Annotated in this window: 13 protein-coding genes; 5 read left to right on the top strand and 8 right to left on the bottom strand. The window is 74.5% G+C overall.

Annotated features, from left to right (window positions below; genetic code table 11):
• Window position 1: 1 nt before the first annotated feature.
• A complete protein-coding gene (locus BCL76_RS12700) occupies window positions 2-1,891 on the bottom strand; it encodes an ABC transporter ATP-binding protein (protein WP_109779589.1) in 1,890 nt (629 codons plus the stop codon).
• Window positions 1,892-2,031: 140 nt separating this feature from the next.
• Between BCL76_RS12700 and BCL76_RS12695 the strand changes: the two genes are divergently transcribed.
• Window positions 2,032-4,101, top strand: a complete 2,070-nt coding sequence (locus BCL76_RS12695) for an AMP-binding protein (RefSeq protein ID WP_109779588.1) — start codon at window positions 2,032-2,034, stop codon at window positions 4,099-4,101.
• A 34-nt stretch (window positions 4,102-4,135) separates the two neighbouring features.
• On the opposite strand, the gene BCL76_RS39715 is transcribed toward BCL76_RS12695, so the two are convergent.
• A complete protein-coding gene (locus BCL76_RS39715; protein WP_258309586.1) occupies window positions 4,136-5,911 on the bottom strand; it encodes a GNAT family N-acetyltransferase in 1,776 nt (591 codons plus the stop codon).
• 95 nt (window positions 5,912-6,006) lie between these two features.
• Here BCL76_RS39715 and BCL76_RS12685 point away from each other — a divergent pair, with 95 nt between their 5' ends.
• On the top strand, window positions 6,007-6,429 hold the full coding sequence (locus BCL76_RS12685; protein WP_030766760.1) for a DUF350 domain-containing protein: 423 nt from the start codon (window positions 6,007-6,009) through the stop codon (window positions 6,427-6,429).
• Window positions 6,430-6,512: 83 nt separating this feature from the next.
• On the opposite strand, the gene BCL76_RS12680 is transcribed toward BCL76_RS12685, so the two are convergent.
• The 4 genes from BCL76_RS12680 to BCL76_RS12665 all read right to left on the bottom strand — a co-directional run bounded on the left by BCL76_RS12680 (window position 6,513) and on the right by BCL76_RS12665 (window position 11,388).
• Window positions 6,513-7,802: an acyltransferase family protein gene (locus BCL76_RS12680; protein WP_258309585.1), complete on the bottom strand. Its 1,290-nt coding sequence runs from the start codon at window positions 7,800-7,802 to the stop codon at window positions 6,513-6,515.
• Window positions 7,799-8,854, bottom strand: a complete 1,056-nt coding sequence (locus BCL76_RS12675; protein WP_109779587.1) for an alpha/beta hydrolase — start codon at window positions 8,852-8,854, stop codon at window positions 7,799-7,801. Before BCL76_RS12675 ends, BCL76_RS12680 begins: the two co-directional genes overlap by 4 nt.
• Before the next feature lie 471 nt (window positions 8,855-9,325).
• Complete coding sequence (locus BCL76_RS12670) at window positions 9,326-10,006, bottom strand: response regulator (RefSeq protein WP_109779586.1); 681 nt, start codon at window positions 10,004-10,006, stop codon at window positions 9,326-9,328.
• On the bottom strand, window positions 10,003-11,388 hold the full coding sequence (locus BCL76_RS12665) for a sensor histidine kinase (RefSeq protein WP_109779585.1): 1,386 nt from the start codon (window positions 11,386-11,388) through the stop codon (window positions 10,003-10,005). Before BCL76_RS12665 ends, BCL76_RS12670 begins: the two co-directional genes overlap by 4 nt.
• 66 nt (window positions 11,389-11,454) lie before the next feature.
• Between BCL76_RS12665 and BCL76_RS12660 the strand changes: the two genes are divergently transcribed.
• The 3 genes from BCL76_RS12660 to BCL76_RS12650 all read left to right on the top strand — a co-directional run bounded on the left by BCL76_RS12660 (window position 11,455) and on the right by BCL76_RS12650 (window position 13,504).
• The gene (locus BCL76_RS12660) at window positions 11,455-12,417 is read left to right on the top strand and encodes an AEC family transporter (RefSeq protein ID WP_258309584.1); all 963 of its coding nucleotides are present in this window, start codon (window positions 11,455-11,457) and stop codon (window positions 12,415-12,417) included.
• Window positions 12,414-12,968, top strand: a complete 555-nt coding sequence (locus BCL76_RS12655; protein ID WP_109779583.1) for an HXXEE domain-containing protein — start codon at window positions 12,414-12,416, stop codon at window positions 12,966-12,968. Before BCL76_RS12660 ends, BCL76_RS12655 begins: the two co-directional genes overlap by 4 nt.
• Before the next feature lie 140 nt (window positions 12,969-13,108).
• On the top strand, window positions 13,109-13,504 hold the full coding sequence (locus BCL76_RS12650) for a hypothetical protein (RefSeq protein ID WP_181382530.1): 396 nt from the start codon (window positions 13,109-13,111) through the stop codon (window positions 13,502-13,504).
• On the opposite strand, the gene BCL76_RS12645 is transcribed toward BCL76_RS12650, so the two are convergent.
• Together BCL76_RS12645 and BCL76_RS12640 are read right to left on the bottom strand one after the other, a co-directional pair.
• Entirely contained in the window at window positions 13,455-14,669 is a 1,215-nt protein-coding gene (locus BCL76_RS12645; protein WP_146228365.1) for a S1 family peptidase, read from the bottom strand. The genes BCL76_RS12650 and BCL76_RS12645 overlap by 50 nt on opposite strands.
• 12 nt (window positions 14,670-14,681) lie before the next feature.
• Window positions 14,682-16,205, bottom strand: a complete 1,524-nt coding sequence (locus BCL76_RS12640) for an FAD-binding oxidoreductase (protein ID WP_109779581.1) — start codon at window positions 16,203-16,205, stop codon at window positions 14,682-14,684.
• Between the last annotated feature and the right edge of the window lie 209 nt (window positions 16,206-16,414).

Genomic DNA, 16,414 nt, shown 5'->3' with positions numbered 1-16,414 from the left:
ATCATGCTCCCGACACCGGTGCCTCGCCGTCCGACACCGCGAACTGCGTGCGATAGAGCTCCTCGTACCGCCCGCCCGCCGCCAGCAATTCGGTGTGCGTGCCCCGTTCCACGATCCGGCCGTTCTCGACCACCAGGATCAGGTCCGCCGCCTGTACGGTCGACAGCCGGTGCGCGATCACCACCGCGGTCCGGCCCGCCAGCGCCTCGCCGAGGGCCTCCTGCACCGCGGCCTCCGAGGTGGAGTCCAGGTGAGCGGTGGCCTCGTCGAGGATCACCACCCGCTGCCGGGCCAGCAGCAGCCGGGCGATGGTCAGCCGTTGACGTTCCCCGCCCGAGAGCCGGTAGCCGCGCTCCCCGACCACGGTGTCCAGCCCGTCGGGCAGCGAGGCGACGAGCCCGTCGAGGCGCGAGCGCCGCAGCGCCTCCCAGATCTCCTCCTCGGAGGCCTCCGGGCGGGCCAGCAGCAGGTTGGCCCGTACCGACTCGTGGAAGAGGTGCCCGTCCTGGGTGACCATGCCGAGCGTCTCGCGGATCGAGTCGGCGGTGAGGTCCCGTACGTCGATCCCGGCGAGGCGGATCGCGCCCGCGTCGGCGTCGTACAGCCGTGGCAGCAGCTGCGCGATCGTCGACTTGCCGGCGCCGGACGAGCCGACGAGGGCGACCATCTGGCCCGGCTCGGCCCGGAAGGACACCTCGTGCAGGACCTGAGTACCGCCCCGGGCGTCCAGGGTGGCGACCTCCTCCAGCGAGGCGAGGGAGACCTTGTCGGCGGCCGGGTAGCCGAAGGAGACCCGGTCGAACTCCACGGCCACCGGCCCCTGCGGCACCCGGCGGGCGTCCTCCTTCTGGGCGATGAGCGGCTTCAGGTCGAGGATCTCGAAGACCCGCTCGAAGCTCACCATCGCGCTCATCACCTCGACGCGGGCGCCGGCGAGCGCGGTCAGCGGGGCGTACAGCCGGGTCAGGAGCAGGGCGAGGGCGACGACCGAACCGGCGTCCAGGGAACCGCGCAGGGCGTAGAACCCGCCCAGCCCGTAGACGAGCGCCAGGGCGAGCGCCGAGACCAGGGTGAGGGCCGTGATGAAGGCCGACTGAGCCATCGCCGTACGGATCCCGATGTCCCGCACCCGCGCCGCCCGGGCCGCGAACTCCGCGGACTCGTCGGCGGGTCGCCCGAAGAGCTTGACCAGCGTCGCGCCGGGGGCCGAGAACCGCTCGGTCATCTGGGTGCCCATCGCGGCGTTCAGCGCGGAGGCCTCCCGCTGCATGGCCGCCATCCGCGCCCCCGTCCGACGCGCGGGCAGCACGAACACGGGCAGCAGCACCAGCGCCAGCAGGGTGATCTGCCAGGAGATGCTCAGCATCACGGTGAGGGTCAGCAGCAGGGTGACGGTATTGGCGACCACCCCCGACAGGGTGTTGCTGAAAGCCCGCTGGGCGCCGATCACATCGTTGTTGAGCCGGCTGACCAGGGCCCCCGTACGGGTCCGGGTGAAGAACGCGACCGGCATCCGCTGCACGTGGTCGAAGACCGCCGTCCGCAGATCCAGGATCAGCCCCTCGCCGAGCGTGGCGGAGAGCCGGCGGGTCAGCAGCCCGAGTCCGGCCTCCGCGACCGCGATCAGCGCGATGAGCAGGGCCAGCCGGGTGACCGCTGAGCTGTCCCGGCCGTCCACGATGGCGGTGACGACCCGGCTGGCGAGCACCGGCGTGGCCACCGCGAGCAGCGCCGTCACCACACTCAGCAGCAGGAAGAGGGTGAGCCCGCGGCGGTGCGGGCGGGCGAAGGCGGCGACGCGGCGCAGGCCGGCCCGGGAGAGCGGGCGACGGTCCTGCTGGGCGTTGATCGCGCTGTGCAGCGACGTCCAGGCGGTGACTTCCATGTCCATGACCCGAACGGTAGAACCTCAACCAAACCTCAGGTCAAGCATTCGGTCCCGGATCGCCCGCACGGGGCGTCAACTCCCGTCCGTACGAGCGATTTTGCCGACCTCCGGTCCTTGTCGGTGCCCGGTGGCATCATCGGTCCATGACGCAGGGATCCGAGTCCGTACGCTTCGGCAAGCGAACCACCGACACCGTCCTGCACCGCTTCGAGCAGTGGGCCCGCGACACCCCCGGGGCCCCTGCGATCGTCGTCGGCCCGGACAGCCTCACCTACGGGGAACTGGACGCGCGCGCCGACCGGCTGGCGCGCCGTCTGCTCGACTCCGGCCTTCCGGTCGGCGCACTCGTCGCCGTCGGCACCGCCCGGCAGGCCGAACTGGTCGTAGCCGTCCTCGCCGTCCTCAAGGCCGGTGGGTCCTACACCGTGGTCGACGTGGAGAGCCCGCGCTCAGGGCGCCGGCAGCTCGCCGCGGCCGAGCCCCGCCTCCTGCTCACCGACGCCGCCCAGCAGGCCGCCCTCGACGACGGCGGCGGCCCCCGGGTGATCCGGCTCGACGCACAGGACCCGGCGATCGGCGGGCCGCGCGCCGAAGGCGGGGCGGATCGGCCCGAGGACCGGCTTCCCGGGGCGGTTGCCCCGCCGCCCGGCCGGACCGCCGCGGTCCTGTTCACCGGCGCGGCCGAGCCGCGCGCGGTCCCCGTGAGCCACGGTCTGCTCCTCGCCGCCCACGAGGGCTGGGCCGAGGTGGCCCGGCCGACCCCGCGCGACCGGCACCTGTTCACCCTCGGGACGGATGTCACCGCCTTCGCCGCGGGCTGGACCCGGGCCCTGTGCTCGGGCGGCGCCCTCGTACTCTGCCCGCGCTCCGCCTGGAAGCCCGAGGACGTCCGCACGGCCGTCGAGACCGATCGCGTCACCGTGCTGCACACCGACCCCGCCGGCGCCACCCGACTGCTGATCCGGCACGCGGAATCCGGTACCCTCGCCCCGGTCGCACAGCGCGGGCCCGACCCGGCCTGCCGGTCCCTGCGGCTGGTCGCCGTCACCGGCGACCGGCTCTACCTCGACGAGCAGGCGACCCTGCAGATGCGGCTGCGCCCCGGCGCGCGCGTGCTCAACGTCTACGGCTCCGCGGAGTGCGCCGGTATCGGCACCTGGTTCGAACTACCGCAACTTCCGCACCCGTTGGACGACCCGGAACAGATCTCCCTGCTCGGTACCGCCTTCCCCGGCTTCGGGGCCGAGGTACATGGCGGGGAGATCCGCCTCGTCCCGCCGGACGGCGGTGACGCGATACCGACCGGCGATCTCGGCCTGCTCCGTGACGACGGCCTGCTGGAGTACGGCGGCCGGATCCAGGACCGGATCGCCCTGCCCGACGGCCGCCTGCTCGACCCGTACCCCCTCGAATCCGCCATCCGCGGCCACGCAGGCATCGGCGCGGTCATCGTCAAGGGGGTCGACGGCCCGCGCGGCCCGCGGCGGCTCGTCGCCTACGTGGCCCCACCGCCCGGCGGCCCGACCTGGCCGGCCGGAGCCGCCCTGCCGGACATCGAGGAACTGCGCGACCACCTGGCGGGCAAGGTGCTCCGGGAGGAGCGCCCACGCACCGTGATCCGGCTGCGCGCCCTGCCCCGCACCACCACGGGCCACGAGGACCGCGACGCCCTGCCGCTTCCCGTCCTGCCCGCAGCGGCGCGAGCCGCCCGAGGCAAGTCCGGCAAGTCCGGGACCTCGACCGGCCCGGGCGAGGCCTCGTCCGGTTGCGCGGCCGGTTGCGGGGGCCTCGGGCTGGGGCTCGTCGCCCTGGTCCTGACCAATGTCCTGTGGCCCGGATCGACCGACCTCACCGCAGTACCGCAGCCCTGGGCCTTCCTCTTCACCCTGCTCTACCTGTTCGAGTGCGTCGCCTTCGGCGTCGGGCTGGTCTTCCTCTTCGGCGGCCGCGCCCGGATGCTGCGCCAACGCCGAGGCCACTCCCTCACCGTGGCCGCCCATCTGGCCGTGTCCTACCTGCTGTTGTCCTGGTGGCCGCAGGACAACCTCTACCGGCTGGCCGCCAAACAGGACTGGCCGCGCCAGGCCGCGCTCGTCTACGCCTTCAACATCCCCCTGATGATCGCGGGCGCCGTCGTCGCGGCCTATGTCGTCAGCAAACCGGCCGACCCCTTCGACTTCCACGGCCCCGTCGACGACCGGCCCGACCGCTGACCGTAGCCCCGCGTCCGCCACCCGCCGCGTCCCCCTACGACGGGCCGAACATCGCCCCGACCGCCCGGGCCGCGGCCCGCACCAACGCCTCGGCCGCGTCCAGCACCTCCCCGCTGCGCGCGGCCACCAGCACACCCAGCCAGGGCGCCGGTTCGAAGGCCCCGGTCGGGATCGCCGGGACGAACACCGCCCCCAGCTCCGCGCAGCCCCGGACCAGGGCCGCGCACAACTCGTCCAGCTGCGCCTCCGGCAACCGCGCGCCCAGCTCCACCCGGTCCACGATCCGTACGAGGTGCCCCGCGCCCCGCAGCGCGTCGAGCCGGGCCGCCACCATGAAGGCGATGGACGGCCCGGTCAGCCGCAGGTTCGTCTCGGTCGGTGCGAGCCGCCCCGCCCCGTCGGCGACGAAGTCCACGTCGAACCAGCCCCGGTAACCGGAATCCGCCAGCTCCCGACCCACCGCCGTACCGAAGGCGGTGAGGGACTTCTCCGCCCACGCGGGCACCACACCCGGGCCCACCGTGGCACCCCGGTAGCAGCCGTCCGCCACCTCCATCACTGCCCCGCCGACCTCGTGCGCGTGGCCCGCCTCGTCGACGAAGCCGTCGTAGGTCAGATCCCGAGGGCCCTCGCCGGCCCCGGACGCCGCAAAGCCGACGTACTCCTCCACCAGTAGCGGTCCGCGCGGCAACCGGCGCAGCACGGCCCATGCCCCGCCCGCGGCGCGGACCCGCGCGGGGGTGAGCACCGTGGTGCCCGAACCCCCGACACCGTGCTCCGATTTCACCACGGTGCTCTCGCCCGCCCGGGTCCTGGCCGCCAGCATCCGGGCCGCCGCCCCCCGCCCGTCGACCCGCCACTGCCGGGGGAGCACGATCCGGGGATGCCCGCCGTCCGCCAGGATCCGCCCGAAGAGCCCGTGCGCCGCCGACTTCGCCTCGTAGCGCAGCTCCTCGGGCCGCCACGGCAGGCCCGCCAACCGCCCGAACTGTCGGGTGCGGCCCCACGGTACGAGGGGCAGCCCGGCCCCGGTGAGCTGCGCGGCGAGCGCCGGCCGGGCCCGTACGGCATCGGCGAGGCCGGGATCCGCGTCCAGCAGGCCGTCGTACACCTCCACCCCGGTCCAGCCCAGCTGGCGGCAGACCAGCTCGGTCCAGCCGCGCGGCACCGGCCGCGGCAGCACCAGCGCGGCCGGGTAGGGACTGTAGAAGGCGGCGAGGCACGCGTAGTGGTGCGCCGGCCGCTGCTCCCGGTCCAAGGTGGCGTCGGCGAACTGCGCGTTGAACTCACCGACGTTGCCCAGGTGTACGGCCCGCCCGCCACCGGTCCAGGCCCGCGCCCAGTCGGCGAGCGGAACCGGAGCCGCCGCGAACCGGACCAGGGCCGTATCGCCCGCTTCCGGGGCGGGCGCGGCCACCACCGCCACCGCTCCCATCGCCCGGTAGAACCCGGCCGCGTGCGGATCGGAGTCGATCACCAGCCGGCGCACCCCCAGTTCCACGGCACGCCGCAGTACGTCCCGGTACAGCAGTCGGCCCACCCCCTGCCCGACGGCCGACGGCTCGACGAAGAGCAGCCCGAGCTCCGCCCGTGGGGCGGTCCCCTCCAGCGAGGCCACCCCGAGGACCTCTCCGCGCCCGTTCTCGGCCACGACGACACGGCGGGCCGCCACGTCGTCGGCCCGGATCCGCAGCTCCGGCGCGCACGCGGCCAGGAAGGCGGCGTCGTACCCCCAGTGCGCCTTGGAGCGCATCACCAGAGCGGTCAGGTCCTCCGCCTCGGCCGGTCGCGCGGCCCTGACCTTTACCATTTGCTGACCTCCCCATGGTCCGCGTCAAGGCCGTGCGATAGATTCGGCCTCCCCACGGCACATACTTTCCCACCCACGCGGAGACAGGCTTCTCAATGAGCGACATCATCAACGGACTTGGCCGCACCAGCGCCTACGGCGCTCTCGGCCTGGTGCTGCTGATCCTCGGCATCGTCCTCGTGGACGTGCTGACGCCCGGGAAGCTCCCCAAGCAGATCTGGGAGGAGCGCAACCGCAACGCGGCCCTTTTCCTCAGCTCCGCGCTCCTCGGCATCGGCGGCATCGTCTTCACCTCGATCTGGACGACGTACGCTGACTTCGGCAAGGGCCTGCTGTCCACTGCGGCCTTCGGTGTGCTCGGCCTGATCCTGATGGCGGTGGCCTTCCTCGTGCTCGACCTGGTGACCCCGGGCAAGCTCGGCGCCATCGTCGTCGACCGGGAGCCGCACCCGGCGGTCTGGGTGTCGGCGGCCTGCAACCTGGCGGTGGCCGCCATCGTGGCCGCCTCGATCGCCTGACGCGGAGCACCCGTACCTGACGAGAGCGCCGCTCCCGCGAGGGAGCGGCGCTCTCGCCGTATCCGCGACCTGCCCGACCGCGCTCAGGCCAGGCCCAGCGCAAACACCGCAAACCCCGCCGCCAGCAGCCCGGCCACGGTCCGACGCAGCGCGCTCGCCCGCCGCCCCTCGCGCGGCGGGCCCTCGAACCTCCGCGCGTAGCGGGCGAGGGCGACGAACAGCGCCGCGAACACCGGCATCCAGGCCAGCCGTGCCGCGATCCAGCCCAGGCTGTCCGGCGCCGTCGTCAGCCCGGCCAGCTCACCCACGAACGAGCCGGGCACGGCCGCGGCCAGCATGGCCGTCTGGTGCCAGCACAGGATCGTCATCGCGGACAGGTTGATCACGACCACCGGGGCCCACAGGGCCGGTCGCGCCAGCAGCCTCGCCAGCCGGTCGCGCAGCAGGATCGCCGCGCCCGATTGCGCCGAGGCCAGGGCCAGGACCAGGAGCGACGGCGGGTGCGAGTTGGTGCGTGCCGCACCCGGTACGCCGACCATCGACGCCGGATAGTGGAAGACCGCCAGCAGCGCGGCGAACAGCAGCGTTCCGCCCGCCAGCAGCAGCCAGGCCCCGCGCCTCCCGATCCGCCGCTCCGCCCAGGAGACGCCCAGCTGGTAGGCGAACAGCCAGCCCGGAAGGATGTTCACGAGGGCGAGCCACGAGGGCACCCAGTCGGCGAGCGGTCCGTAGCGCAGGACGTCCACCACGGCGACGCAGCCGAGCAGCGGGGCCGCCGCCCAGCCGCCGAGGCGCCGGGCCGCCCGCACGCAGTACGGGGTCAGCGCGGTGACCACCACGTACACCCCGACGAACCACAGCGGTTGGACCACCAGCGTCGCCCCGGTCCGCAGCGACGCCTCCGGCACCCCGGCCGCGTACAGCACGGGCGCCGCGAGCGCCCACACCGCGGTCACTCCGAGCACGGGCCGTCCCAGCCGGACGGCCCGGCCCTTCAGCCAGGCGCCCGTCGACCCGGTGCGCCGCCCGAAGGAGAGCGCCGAGGCGTATCCGCCGACGAGGAAGAAGACGCCCAGCATCTGGAGCACCCAACTGGCCGGGGCCAGGCCGCCGAAGGCGGACAGCGGGCTGGCGTTGTGCAGGCCGCCGTCGGCGTCGAGGGTGAACCCGCCGAGCAGCCAGTGGCCGGTGGGTACGGCCAGCAGCGCCAGGGCGCGCAGCCCGTCGATCGCCCGGTCACGGTGGGCGGGGGTCCGGGCGTCGATCCGCGCGGCTGCCTTACGCAGCGGGGCCAGGGTGGCGGAGGCGCTCGTCCGACCGTTCGTCGGACCGCCCGTCGGACCGCCCGTCGGACCGCCCGTCGGACTGCTCATCGGACCTCTCCCTTCGCGATGGCGGCGAAGGCCGCGAGGGACCGGGTGCCGGCCGCGAAGTAGCCGGTGTGTCCTTGTACGTCGGCGGCCGGTACCCGGCGGGCGCCGAAGGCCGCGGAGGTGGGGTCGGCGCCGTGGCCGATCCCGGCGAACTCGACGTTCGGCACGTCGGCTATCCAGTCGGAGGGGCCCCGGGCGGCCCAGACGCGGGCTCCGGTGCGCAGAGCGGCGGCGGTGTCGGCGCGCATCCCGGGGGAGCCGAAGGCCACGATGTCGCGGGCGTCGGTGTGCCGGGCCGCGAGCCCGCACACCACCGAGCCGTAGCTGTGGCAGAACAGCACCGGGTCCGGCGCGCCCACGGCGTCGAGTCCCGCGGTGAACCGGGCCAGCCGGACCGCCCCGGCCCGGGCGAGGCGGCCGTCGGCCGCGTCGAGGCCGACACCGACCGGGGTGGTGTAGCCGATCCACGCGATGACGGCGACGGACCCGCCGGTCCCGGTCCCGGTGGCTTCGCGCAGGGCCCGGGCCATTCCGGCCGGCCCGGTGGTGGGCTTGCGCCGGGCGTCGTACCCGGCGGCGTCGTTGTCGGAGCCCGGCACGATCACCGAGACGTGCTCCGCGTGCTCCAGGTCCCCGAACACCTCGGCCACCTGGCCCCGGCCACGCGGGTCGAAGGCCAGGATCCGACGGTCCGGCGCGGCGAGGGAGGCGTACCGTGCCTCACCCGTGGCGACCACCGCGAGCCGGTTCGCCTCGTACCGCAGGGGGAGCGGCGCCCCGTCCAGATTGCCCACCACCAGCGGGTGGGATCGCAACAGCCTCCGGCGCGCCGTGTCGTCGAGTCCGGCGAAGAAGGCGGCGACCTCGCGCGGCGCCGCGGTCACCGGGTCGGGCAGCGACCGGCCGTACGCCGTATCGGCCCGCCAGGCAGCGGTGCCGGGCGGCGGGCCGGTGACCGCTGCCTGGCTGTCGCCCGACGCCCACCCGGCGGTCCCCCCGACGAGGGTCACCGCCACTGCGGCCGTGACCAGCGTCCTTGCGAAGCGGCGCATGCCCCTTCTCCTCTCCTCGTGACGAGGAGGAAGGTAAGGAGCGGGTATCGGCCGCCACGTCGGACCGTGGAGCCAAGTCGGATGTCATACCCCGGTAGGGGGTGGAGGAGAGGGGCAGGCCGCACACGGACTGCGTCTGCTCGGGAGGACACGGGCCGGCTCCGCCGGGCGGACTCGGATCCGTGGGGCAGGGGCAGCACGACGGCCCGCCGGGGGCGGGGTCCGAACCGGTCGCCACGGACGCGCTGCCGGATGTCCCGGTCAGGGGTGCTCCCGCGCCCAGGGCGCCGGAGAGCGCCACGAACTGACGCCGGCCCCGTCGGTCGGCGTCCTGGCCACCCTGGCCTGACCGGCAGGGGCAGTACGGGCGCGGGGTGTCAGCGGGCCGGAGGCGGTGGGTGGGAGGCGGTGGGCGGGAGGCGGGCGCGGGCCGGACGGGACCGCGGGCGCACGCCGCGGCGGGCGGCCGGATCAGCCGGAGTCGCCCGGTCGCACCAGCCCCGCCTCGTACGCGAAGATCACGGCCTGCGCCCGGTCCCGCAGGTCGAGCTTGGCCAGCACCCGCCCGATGTGCGTCTTCACCGTCTGCTCCGCCAGTACCAGATGCCCGGCGATCTCCTGGTTCGACAGTCCCCGCGCGATGAGCTCCAGCACCTCGGTCTCGCGCGGGGTGAGCCCCTTCAGCCGCAACGCCGGGTCCTTGCGCGGCGCCGGGCGCTGTTGGACGAAGTCCGCGATCAGCCGACGCGTCACCGAGGGCGCCAGCAGCGCCTCGCCCGAGGCCACGATCCGGACCGCCGCGATCAGATCGGCCGGCGGGGCGTCCTTGAGCAGGAACCCGGAAGCGCCCGCGCGCAGCGCCTCGTACACGTAGTCGTCGATGTCGAAGGTCGTCAGCATCAGCACCTTCGGCCGGTGCACCACCCCGGGCGGCGGATCGAGGATCTCCCGGGCGGCCGTGAGCCCGTCCATCTCCGGCATCCGCACGTCCATCAACACCACGTCGGGGTGGGTGGAGCGGGCCACCTGCACCCCCTGCCGCCCGTCGGGGGCCTCGCCCACCACATCGATGTCGGCCTGCGCCGACAGCAGCGCGGCGAACCCGGCCCGCACCATGGCCTGGTCGTCGACGATGATCACGCGGATGGTCAACTGCCGTCCTCGTTCATAGGGGTGGGCTCGGTCGGATCGCTCAAGGGCAGTCGGGCGGCGACCCGGAAGCCGCCGTCCGGCAGCGGTCCGGTGTCGAGCGTCCCGCCGGTCAACCGTACGCGCTCACGCATCCCCACCAGACCGTGCCCCGTGCCCGAACTCTCCAGCTCCACCACGGCGTCCCGGGCCGGACCGTTGACCACCAGCACGAGGACCTCGTCCTCGTCCACCGTCACCGAGACCCGGGTCGGGGCGCCGGGCGCGTGCCGCACCACATTGGCCAAGGCCTCCTGGACGATCCGGTACGCCGACAGGTCCACCGCCGGTGGCGCCGCCCCGGCCGCTCCGGCCGCCAGCGACAACTCCACCGGCTGCCCGGCCCGTACGGTCGCCTCCACCAGCTGCTGGAGCCGGTCGATCCCCGGCTGCGGGGCCCGCGTGCCATCGGCGCCGTCCGCCGTGCCGGCGCCGTTCGCGCCGTCGCCGCGCAGCACCGTGAGCAGCCGCCGCATCTCGCCCAGCGACTCCCGCGCGCTCGCCGCGATCGCCGCGAACTCCTCCCGTACGGGCTCCGACATGCCCGGTACCCGGTACGGCGCCGAATCGGCCTGCACGGTGATGACCGACATGTGGTGGGCCACCACGTCGTGCAACTCGCGCGCGATCCTGGCCCGTTCCTCCAGCAGGGTGCGCCGGGACCGCTCCGCCTCGCTGATGCTCTCCTGTTCGGCGACCCGCTGCTGGGCGTCGCCGAGCCCCCGCAGCGCGCCCGTCAGGACCAGCATGACCCCGCCGAGCACGAAGAGCAGGGCGTTGGTGTTCATCACGCCCGCGGGCTGGGAGAAGCCCAGTACCGTACCGACGACACCGGTCACCAACCACACCCCGACCAGGGTCCGGACGGGCTCACGCAGCCCCAGGCAGGCCATCAGCACCAGATATCCCACGATGGTCATCGGCGGCCACGGCCAGGAATGCCCGGCCACCTGGTCGGCACCCATCAGCAACACCGCGGCGGCGACGTCGGCGGCCAGGACGACGATCCAGGCGTGGAGCGGCCGGGTCAGCGCGAGCAGCAGCGGCACGGTCTGCGCGACTCCCAGCGCGCCCGCCCAGCCGCCGCCCACCCCGTAGTCGTCGGCCAGCACCGTGATCGTCACCGGCAACAGCGTGACGACGAAGACGCCGACGACCAGGAACGGCATCGCCCGCTGCCACCGCTTGGGAGCCTGTGCGAACAAGGGCTGCGCAGCCCCGGCGGGCGTGCGCAGCACCAGGGCGAGCCGTGTGAGCGGGCCGGGCACCCCGGCGCCGACCGCCGCCGAGGTACGGACGCGTGCGCGGGTCCGGCCGCGCGGCCGGTTGGGGAGTTCGTCGGTCATGATCGGTCCAGCCTATGCGCCGGTGGGCCCGTGTGCGGGTGGGGCTAGGCTGCTGGCCTGTCGATCATGGGGGATACGGGCATGGGTGGCGCGGCGGCGTTGGAGAAACTGGTGCCGGTGCTGCTGGCCTTCGGCGGCGGGGTGCTGCTCGCCCGCCGGAAGATCGTGCCGGCCGAGGCCTCCAAGGTCTTCTCCGACTACGCCTTCCTCTTCGCCGTCCCCTGCTACCTCTTCGGCAACATCTATGCCAGCGACCTAGGGGCCCTGTTCAACTGGCGGGCGATCGGCGGCTATGCCGGGGCGGCCGCCCTCGCCGTGGTGGCGGTGGCCGTGGTGGCGGTCGCCCACGGTCTGCGCGAGCCCCGCGACGTGGCACTGCGGGTGATGGCGGGAGTCCAGGTGAACACCGCCTACTTCGCCGTCCCCGTCTTCATCACCGTGTTCGGGACGGCGGCGCCGATCTTCCCGATCCTGCTGTTCCAGGTCTGCGTACTGTCCCTGGTCGTCATCGCCCTGATGGAACTGGGCCGCGCGGGCCCGGAGGCCGGCGGCCCGGGCCGCCGCCTCTCCCGCGCCGTCGGCGCCTCGCTCGCGACCCCGCTGGTCCTCGCCTGCAACGCGGGGATCCTGCTCAACCTGCTCTCGGTACGGATCCCGGCCGTCGTCCTGGACGGCGCCGCGTTCGTCGGGGACAGCGCCTCCCCGGTGGCCCTGTTCGCCCTCGGCCTCCACCTGGGCGGCCTCGGCCTCGACCTGAGGGGCACCACGCGCGAGGAACTCGCCCTCATAGGCTTCAAATGCTTGGCGTTCCCGCTGCTGACCTGGGCGGTGTGCGGGCTGCTCGTCGGCGTGCGGGGCGAGTGGCTGGCGTACCTCGTCCTGATCGCGGCGATGCCGACCCCGCAGAACCTGTTCATCTTCGCCCAGCGCTACGACGTCGGCGTCGACCTCTCCGCGTCGATCGTGATCAAGAGTTCGCTGGTGTCGCTCCTGTTGCTGCCCCTGTGGCTGCAGACTGTGGTCGTATGAACGCCAATGACCGCGGCCCCTCGATATCGCCGAGCGCCGTCACCTTAGGACTGCTCGCCGCCTGGACCGTGCACGACCTCGAAGAAATGGCCACCGTGGCGCGCTGGTCCCGGACCCGGGTCCCTGTCCTGCGCGAGCGCCACCCCGGCGTACCCGACCGGGTCTGGCGGAGCCTGGGAGCCGTGGACGGCCGCGAGTTCGCCACCGCCGTCGCCGTGATGGGACTGGTCGTCGCGGCCGCCTCCGTGGACGGATACCGCACCGGCGGGCGCTCCGCCTTCTACCAGGCCTCGCTGAACGGCTTCGGCCTGCACGGCCTCGTCCACGTCGCGCAGGCCGCCGTGACCCGTGGCTACACCCCCGGCGTGGTCACCTCACCGCTGCTCGTGGTCCCCTTCACCCTGTGGGCGCGCGGCCGGCTGCGCCGGGCCGGGGTCCTACGGCCCGCGCGGGCCCGCGACATCGTCACGGGCCTGGCCCTCGCGGGCGCGGCCACCGCGGCCTCGCACGCCGTCGCCCGGCGGATCCGACGGACCGCGTCCGCGCCGTGACCCCGCCACATCCGCGCCGTAACGCCGCCACGTCCGCGCCGTAGTCCCGCGGCATCCGGGGCGGTAGCCCTGCGGCATTCGCCCGGACGCCGCGGCATCCCTCGCACGTACCCCGGGCGGCATCGGCTCGTTGACCCGGCATGGAACTGCCGACCATCGCGGCGCCGGGCGTCGGTGAACGGGCCGACGCCGTGGCCGATGCCGCCTGCCACCTCTACGACACCATCGCCCCGTCGGCGACCGGCGCGCCCGGTGGATGGAGCCGGACCGCCGCCGAGGACGCCGCCGAGGCGATCGAGACCACCGCCCACGCCCTCGCCTCCGTCGACCCGGGCGCCGAGGTGGTCCTCGCGCCCGTCCACGCGGCCCTCGCCGACCTGCGCCGTCGGCTCGGCCTCGCGCCCGCCGACGCGCTGAGCGGTGACGGGCCACCGGCGACCCCGCGTACGGTCGGCAACCCGCGCCGCACCCGGTGGGTGCGGGTGCTCACCGCCCCGCCTTCGCCCCGGCAACCGCCTTCTCGTACAACTTCCTGATGTCCGCGCCGAAGTAGGAGCTGTACGAGGTGTCGGCCTTGTCCCCGCCGGTCTTCCAGCCGCCGATGACCCCCACCACGTCACCGGTCCCGGTGCGCGCGTCGTAGCGGGTCACGAACGGACCGCCGCTGGTCCCACCGGGATAGCCGGTGCAGTTGATACGTAGGAACGACCCCGGGATCCGCGCGTCGGCGCTGGTGAACTTCGTCGTCCGGTTGACGCACACGCGTGGCCGGGCGGCGGAGGACGGGTGACCGATCAACATGACCCGCGCCTGCGCGTAAGCGGCGCCGGTCACCAGCCTGTTCCCGCCGACCACGGCCTCCACGGGGAAGCCGCGGGCGTCCGGACCGACCTGGGCGAAGGCCACGTCGAGGGCGGCCGCGCGGTCGACGCCCTGGGAACGGTAGCGCGGGTCGATCCAGATCTTCGAGTGCCCGCCCGCGTCCCGCAGGACCGGGAACATGCCGTACGGCTGCGGCTTCGCCTGCGTGTACTGCGGTACGAAGGCCACCTGCTGGGTGTCGGAGCCGAGCAGGCAGTGCCCCGCGCTGAGCACCAGGTTGCGGCCGGGGGAGGAGACCACGCTCGCGGTGCAGAAGTAGGCCCCGCCGTTCTTGACGAGGAACATCCGTCCGGCGACCGGGATGCCGTCGAAGTTCTTCCCGACGCCGGGGGTGAGGGCGGGCAGCGGGGGCACTGCCACGCGCGCCGGTGCCGGCAGCGGAGCCGGGAGCGGCGGCGCCGGCGCGCGGGTGGGCGTGGGAGCGGCGGTCGTGGCAGGCGTGGGTGCGGGAGCCGGCGTGGGCGCCGGTGTGGCGGCGGGGGGCGAGGACGGCAGCGGCAGCCCGGTCGCCGCGGGGGGCGGCGTGGCGACCGGGATCTCCTCGGCCTGATCGACGGGCTCGACGGGTTCGGCCGGTTCGGCCGGCTCCGGGGGTTCGGGCCGTTCGGACGGCGCGGGCTCCGCCCGGTCGGGCGGCACGGGCGGCAACGGGGCGGCGGAAGCCATCCGTTCGGCGGTCCAGAAGGACTGCGCCTCACGCGCCGACCAGCGGCCGACGGCCACCGGGGCGGCGCCGCCCACGGCCTCGGCCGCGGGCAGCGGCCCCGCCGGCACCAGCAGGGTGGCCACCGCGGCGGCCATCGTCAACGTACGTCGCATGCCGGACACTCCCTAAACGGCCTGGGGGAAACGGAAGAGCCGGTCCGGGTCGTGGACACGCCGGACCTCCTGCAGGCGCGCGAGGTTCGGGCCGTAGTAGGCCTCGCGCCAGCCGGTGAGCTTCGGGTCGATGTAGTTCTGGTAGGCGCGGCCGCCCGCCCAGGGGCGCAGGTCCTGCCAGAGTCCGTCGAGCCAGCCCTGGTGCCGGTCCACCTCGCCGGCGGTTGCGGACTCGGGCCAGTAGGCCAGGTACTGGGCGAGGAAGAGGCTGTCGCGGTGCACGAAGGCGGTGGAGGAGGCCGGCACACGGTTCACGGCGCCCCCGCAGACCCCGTCGAACTGGACCACGCCCAGGCCGCCCGGCGGAACGCTGCCTCCGTACCGTCGCACGGCGTCCAGGACCGCGGTGATCGCCGCGTCCGGCAGTCCGTCGCCCGCCCAGAAGTCGGACCGGGCGGCGTACGAGTCCCGGCCTAGCCGGCCCTGGGGGTCCCGGCCGGGCAGGACGCCGGGCAGCCGGCACCGGGCGGGGATCGGCTCCGCGCAGCCGGACATGGCCAGCACGGTGTCCTCGTGGCTGCGTACCGTGATCGAGCTGTCCCGCGGCGCCCCGCCGACCAGGTCGGACAGCCGGGTCAACTGCCGTTCCAGTTCCGGGCGCCCGTCGAGGCACACCACCCGCACCGCCGGTGTCGACGCGGCTGCGGCACCCGCCTGAAGGGTGAACTCCACCTGGCTCCAGAACGGGTCCGGCAGCGCGGCCAGCCAGCGCTGCCAGCCGCGCAGCACGGCCGCGGAGGCACCGCCGGGCCAGTGCAGTTCGGCGAAGGCGCACGGGCCGACCGGGTGCGTGCGGAAACGGAACTCGGTGACCACGCCGAAGTTGCCGCCGCCCCCGCCGCGCAGCGCCCAGAACAGCTCGGGATCGCGCTCGGCCGAGACCTCGCGGACGGTCCCGTCGGGGGTGACCACCCGGGCCCCGGTGAGCCGGTCGGCGGTGGTCCCGTACGCCCGCGAGGCCAGGCCCAGGCCGCCGCCGAGGGTGAGTCCGGCGATGCCGACGGAGGGGCACAGCCCGGTCGGCACGGACCTGCCGAGCCCGGCGAGGGCCGCGTGCACGTCCCCGAGCCGGGCGCCGGCGCCGATCCGTACGTCGCTGTCGCCGTCGCCGTCGACCGACACCGCGGCCATGGCTCCGGTGTCGACGACCAGTCCGGCGGATCGGGTGGACCAGCCGGCGTAGCTGTGCCCGCCGCCGCGCGGGACCACGGGTGCGCCGGAGCGGCGGGCGAAGTCCAGGCAGACGGCCACGTCCCCGGCGTGCGCGGGGTAGGCCACCGCGGCCGGGGCGACGCTGTCGTACCGAGGCTGGAACAGCCGGCGGGCCTCCGGGTAGTCCCGGTCCCCGGGGAGCACCACGCGCCCGTCGATGCCGCGCGCCAGCGCACCGTAGTCCGGGGTCCGGACCGCCGCCCCGACGGTGGCGAGGACGGCCGCGGCCGCGCTGCCGAGCACCTGGCGGCGATTGAGGCTCATACCTCCTTCCTGCCACCGCCCGGGCCGATAGCTCCGCAGGCGGGTCCCACACGCACCGGGGTGCCCCCTGAACGGCGCACAGCCGAAACGGTTCGGCTTGTCCTATTGCCGTACCGTCAGCGCCGTGAGTGTCGCGAATGCCGGGCACCCTTACCGCGATTGCCGGTGACTGGTGACTTGTGGCTGGTCCCCGGTGGCTGGGTGGCGCG

Source organism: Streptomyces sp. CG 926, from assembly GCF_003148825.1.
In the GTDB taxonomy this organism is placed as follows: domain Bacteria; phylum Actinomycetota; class Actinomycetes; order Streptomycetales; family Streptomycetaceae; genus Streptomyces.
This window is presented reverse-complemented; position numbering and strand designations above follow the sequence as displayed.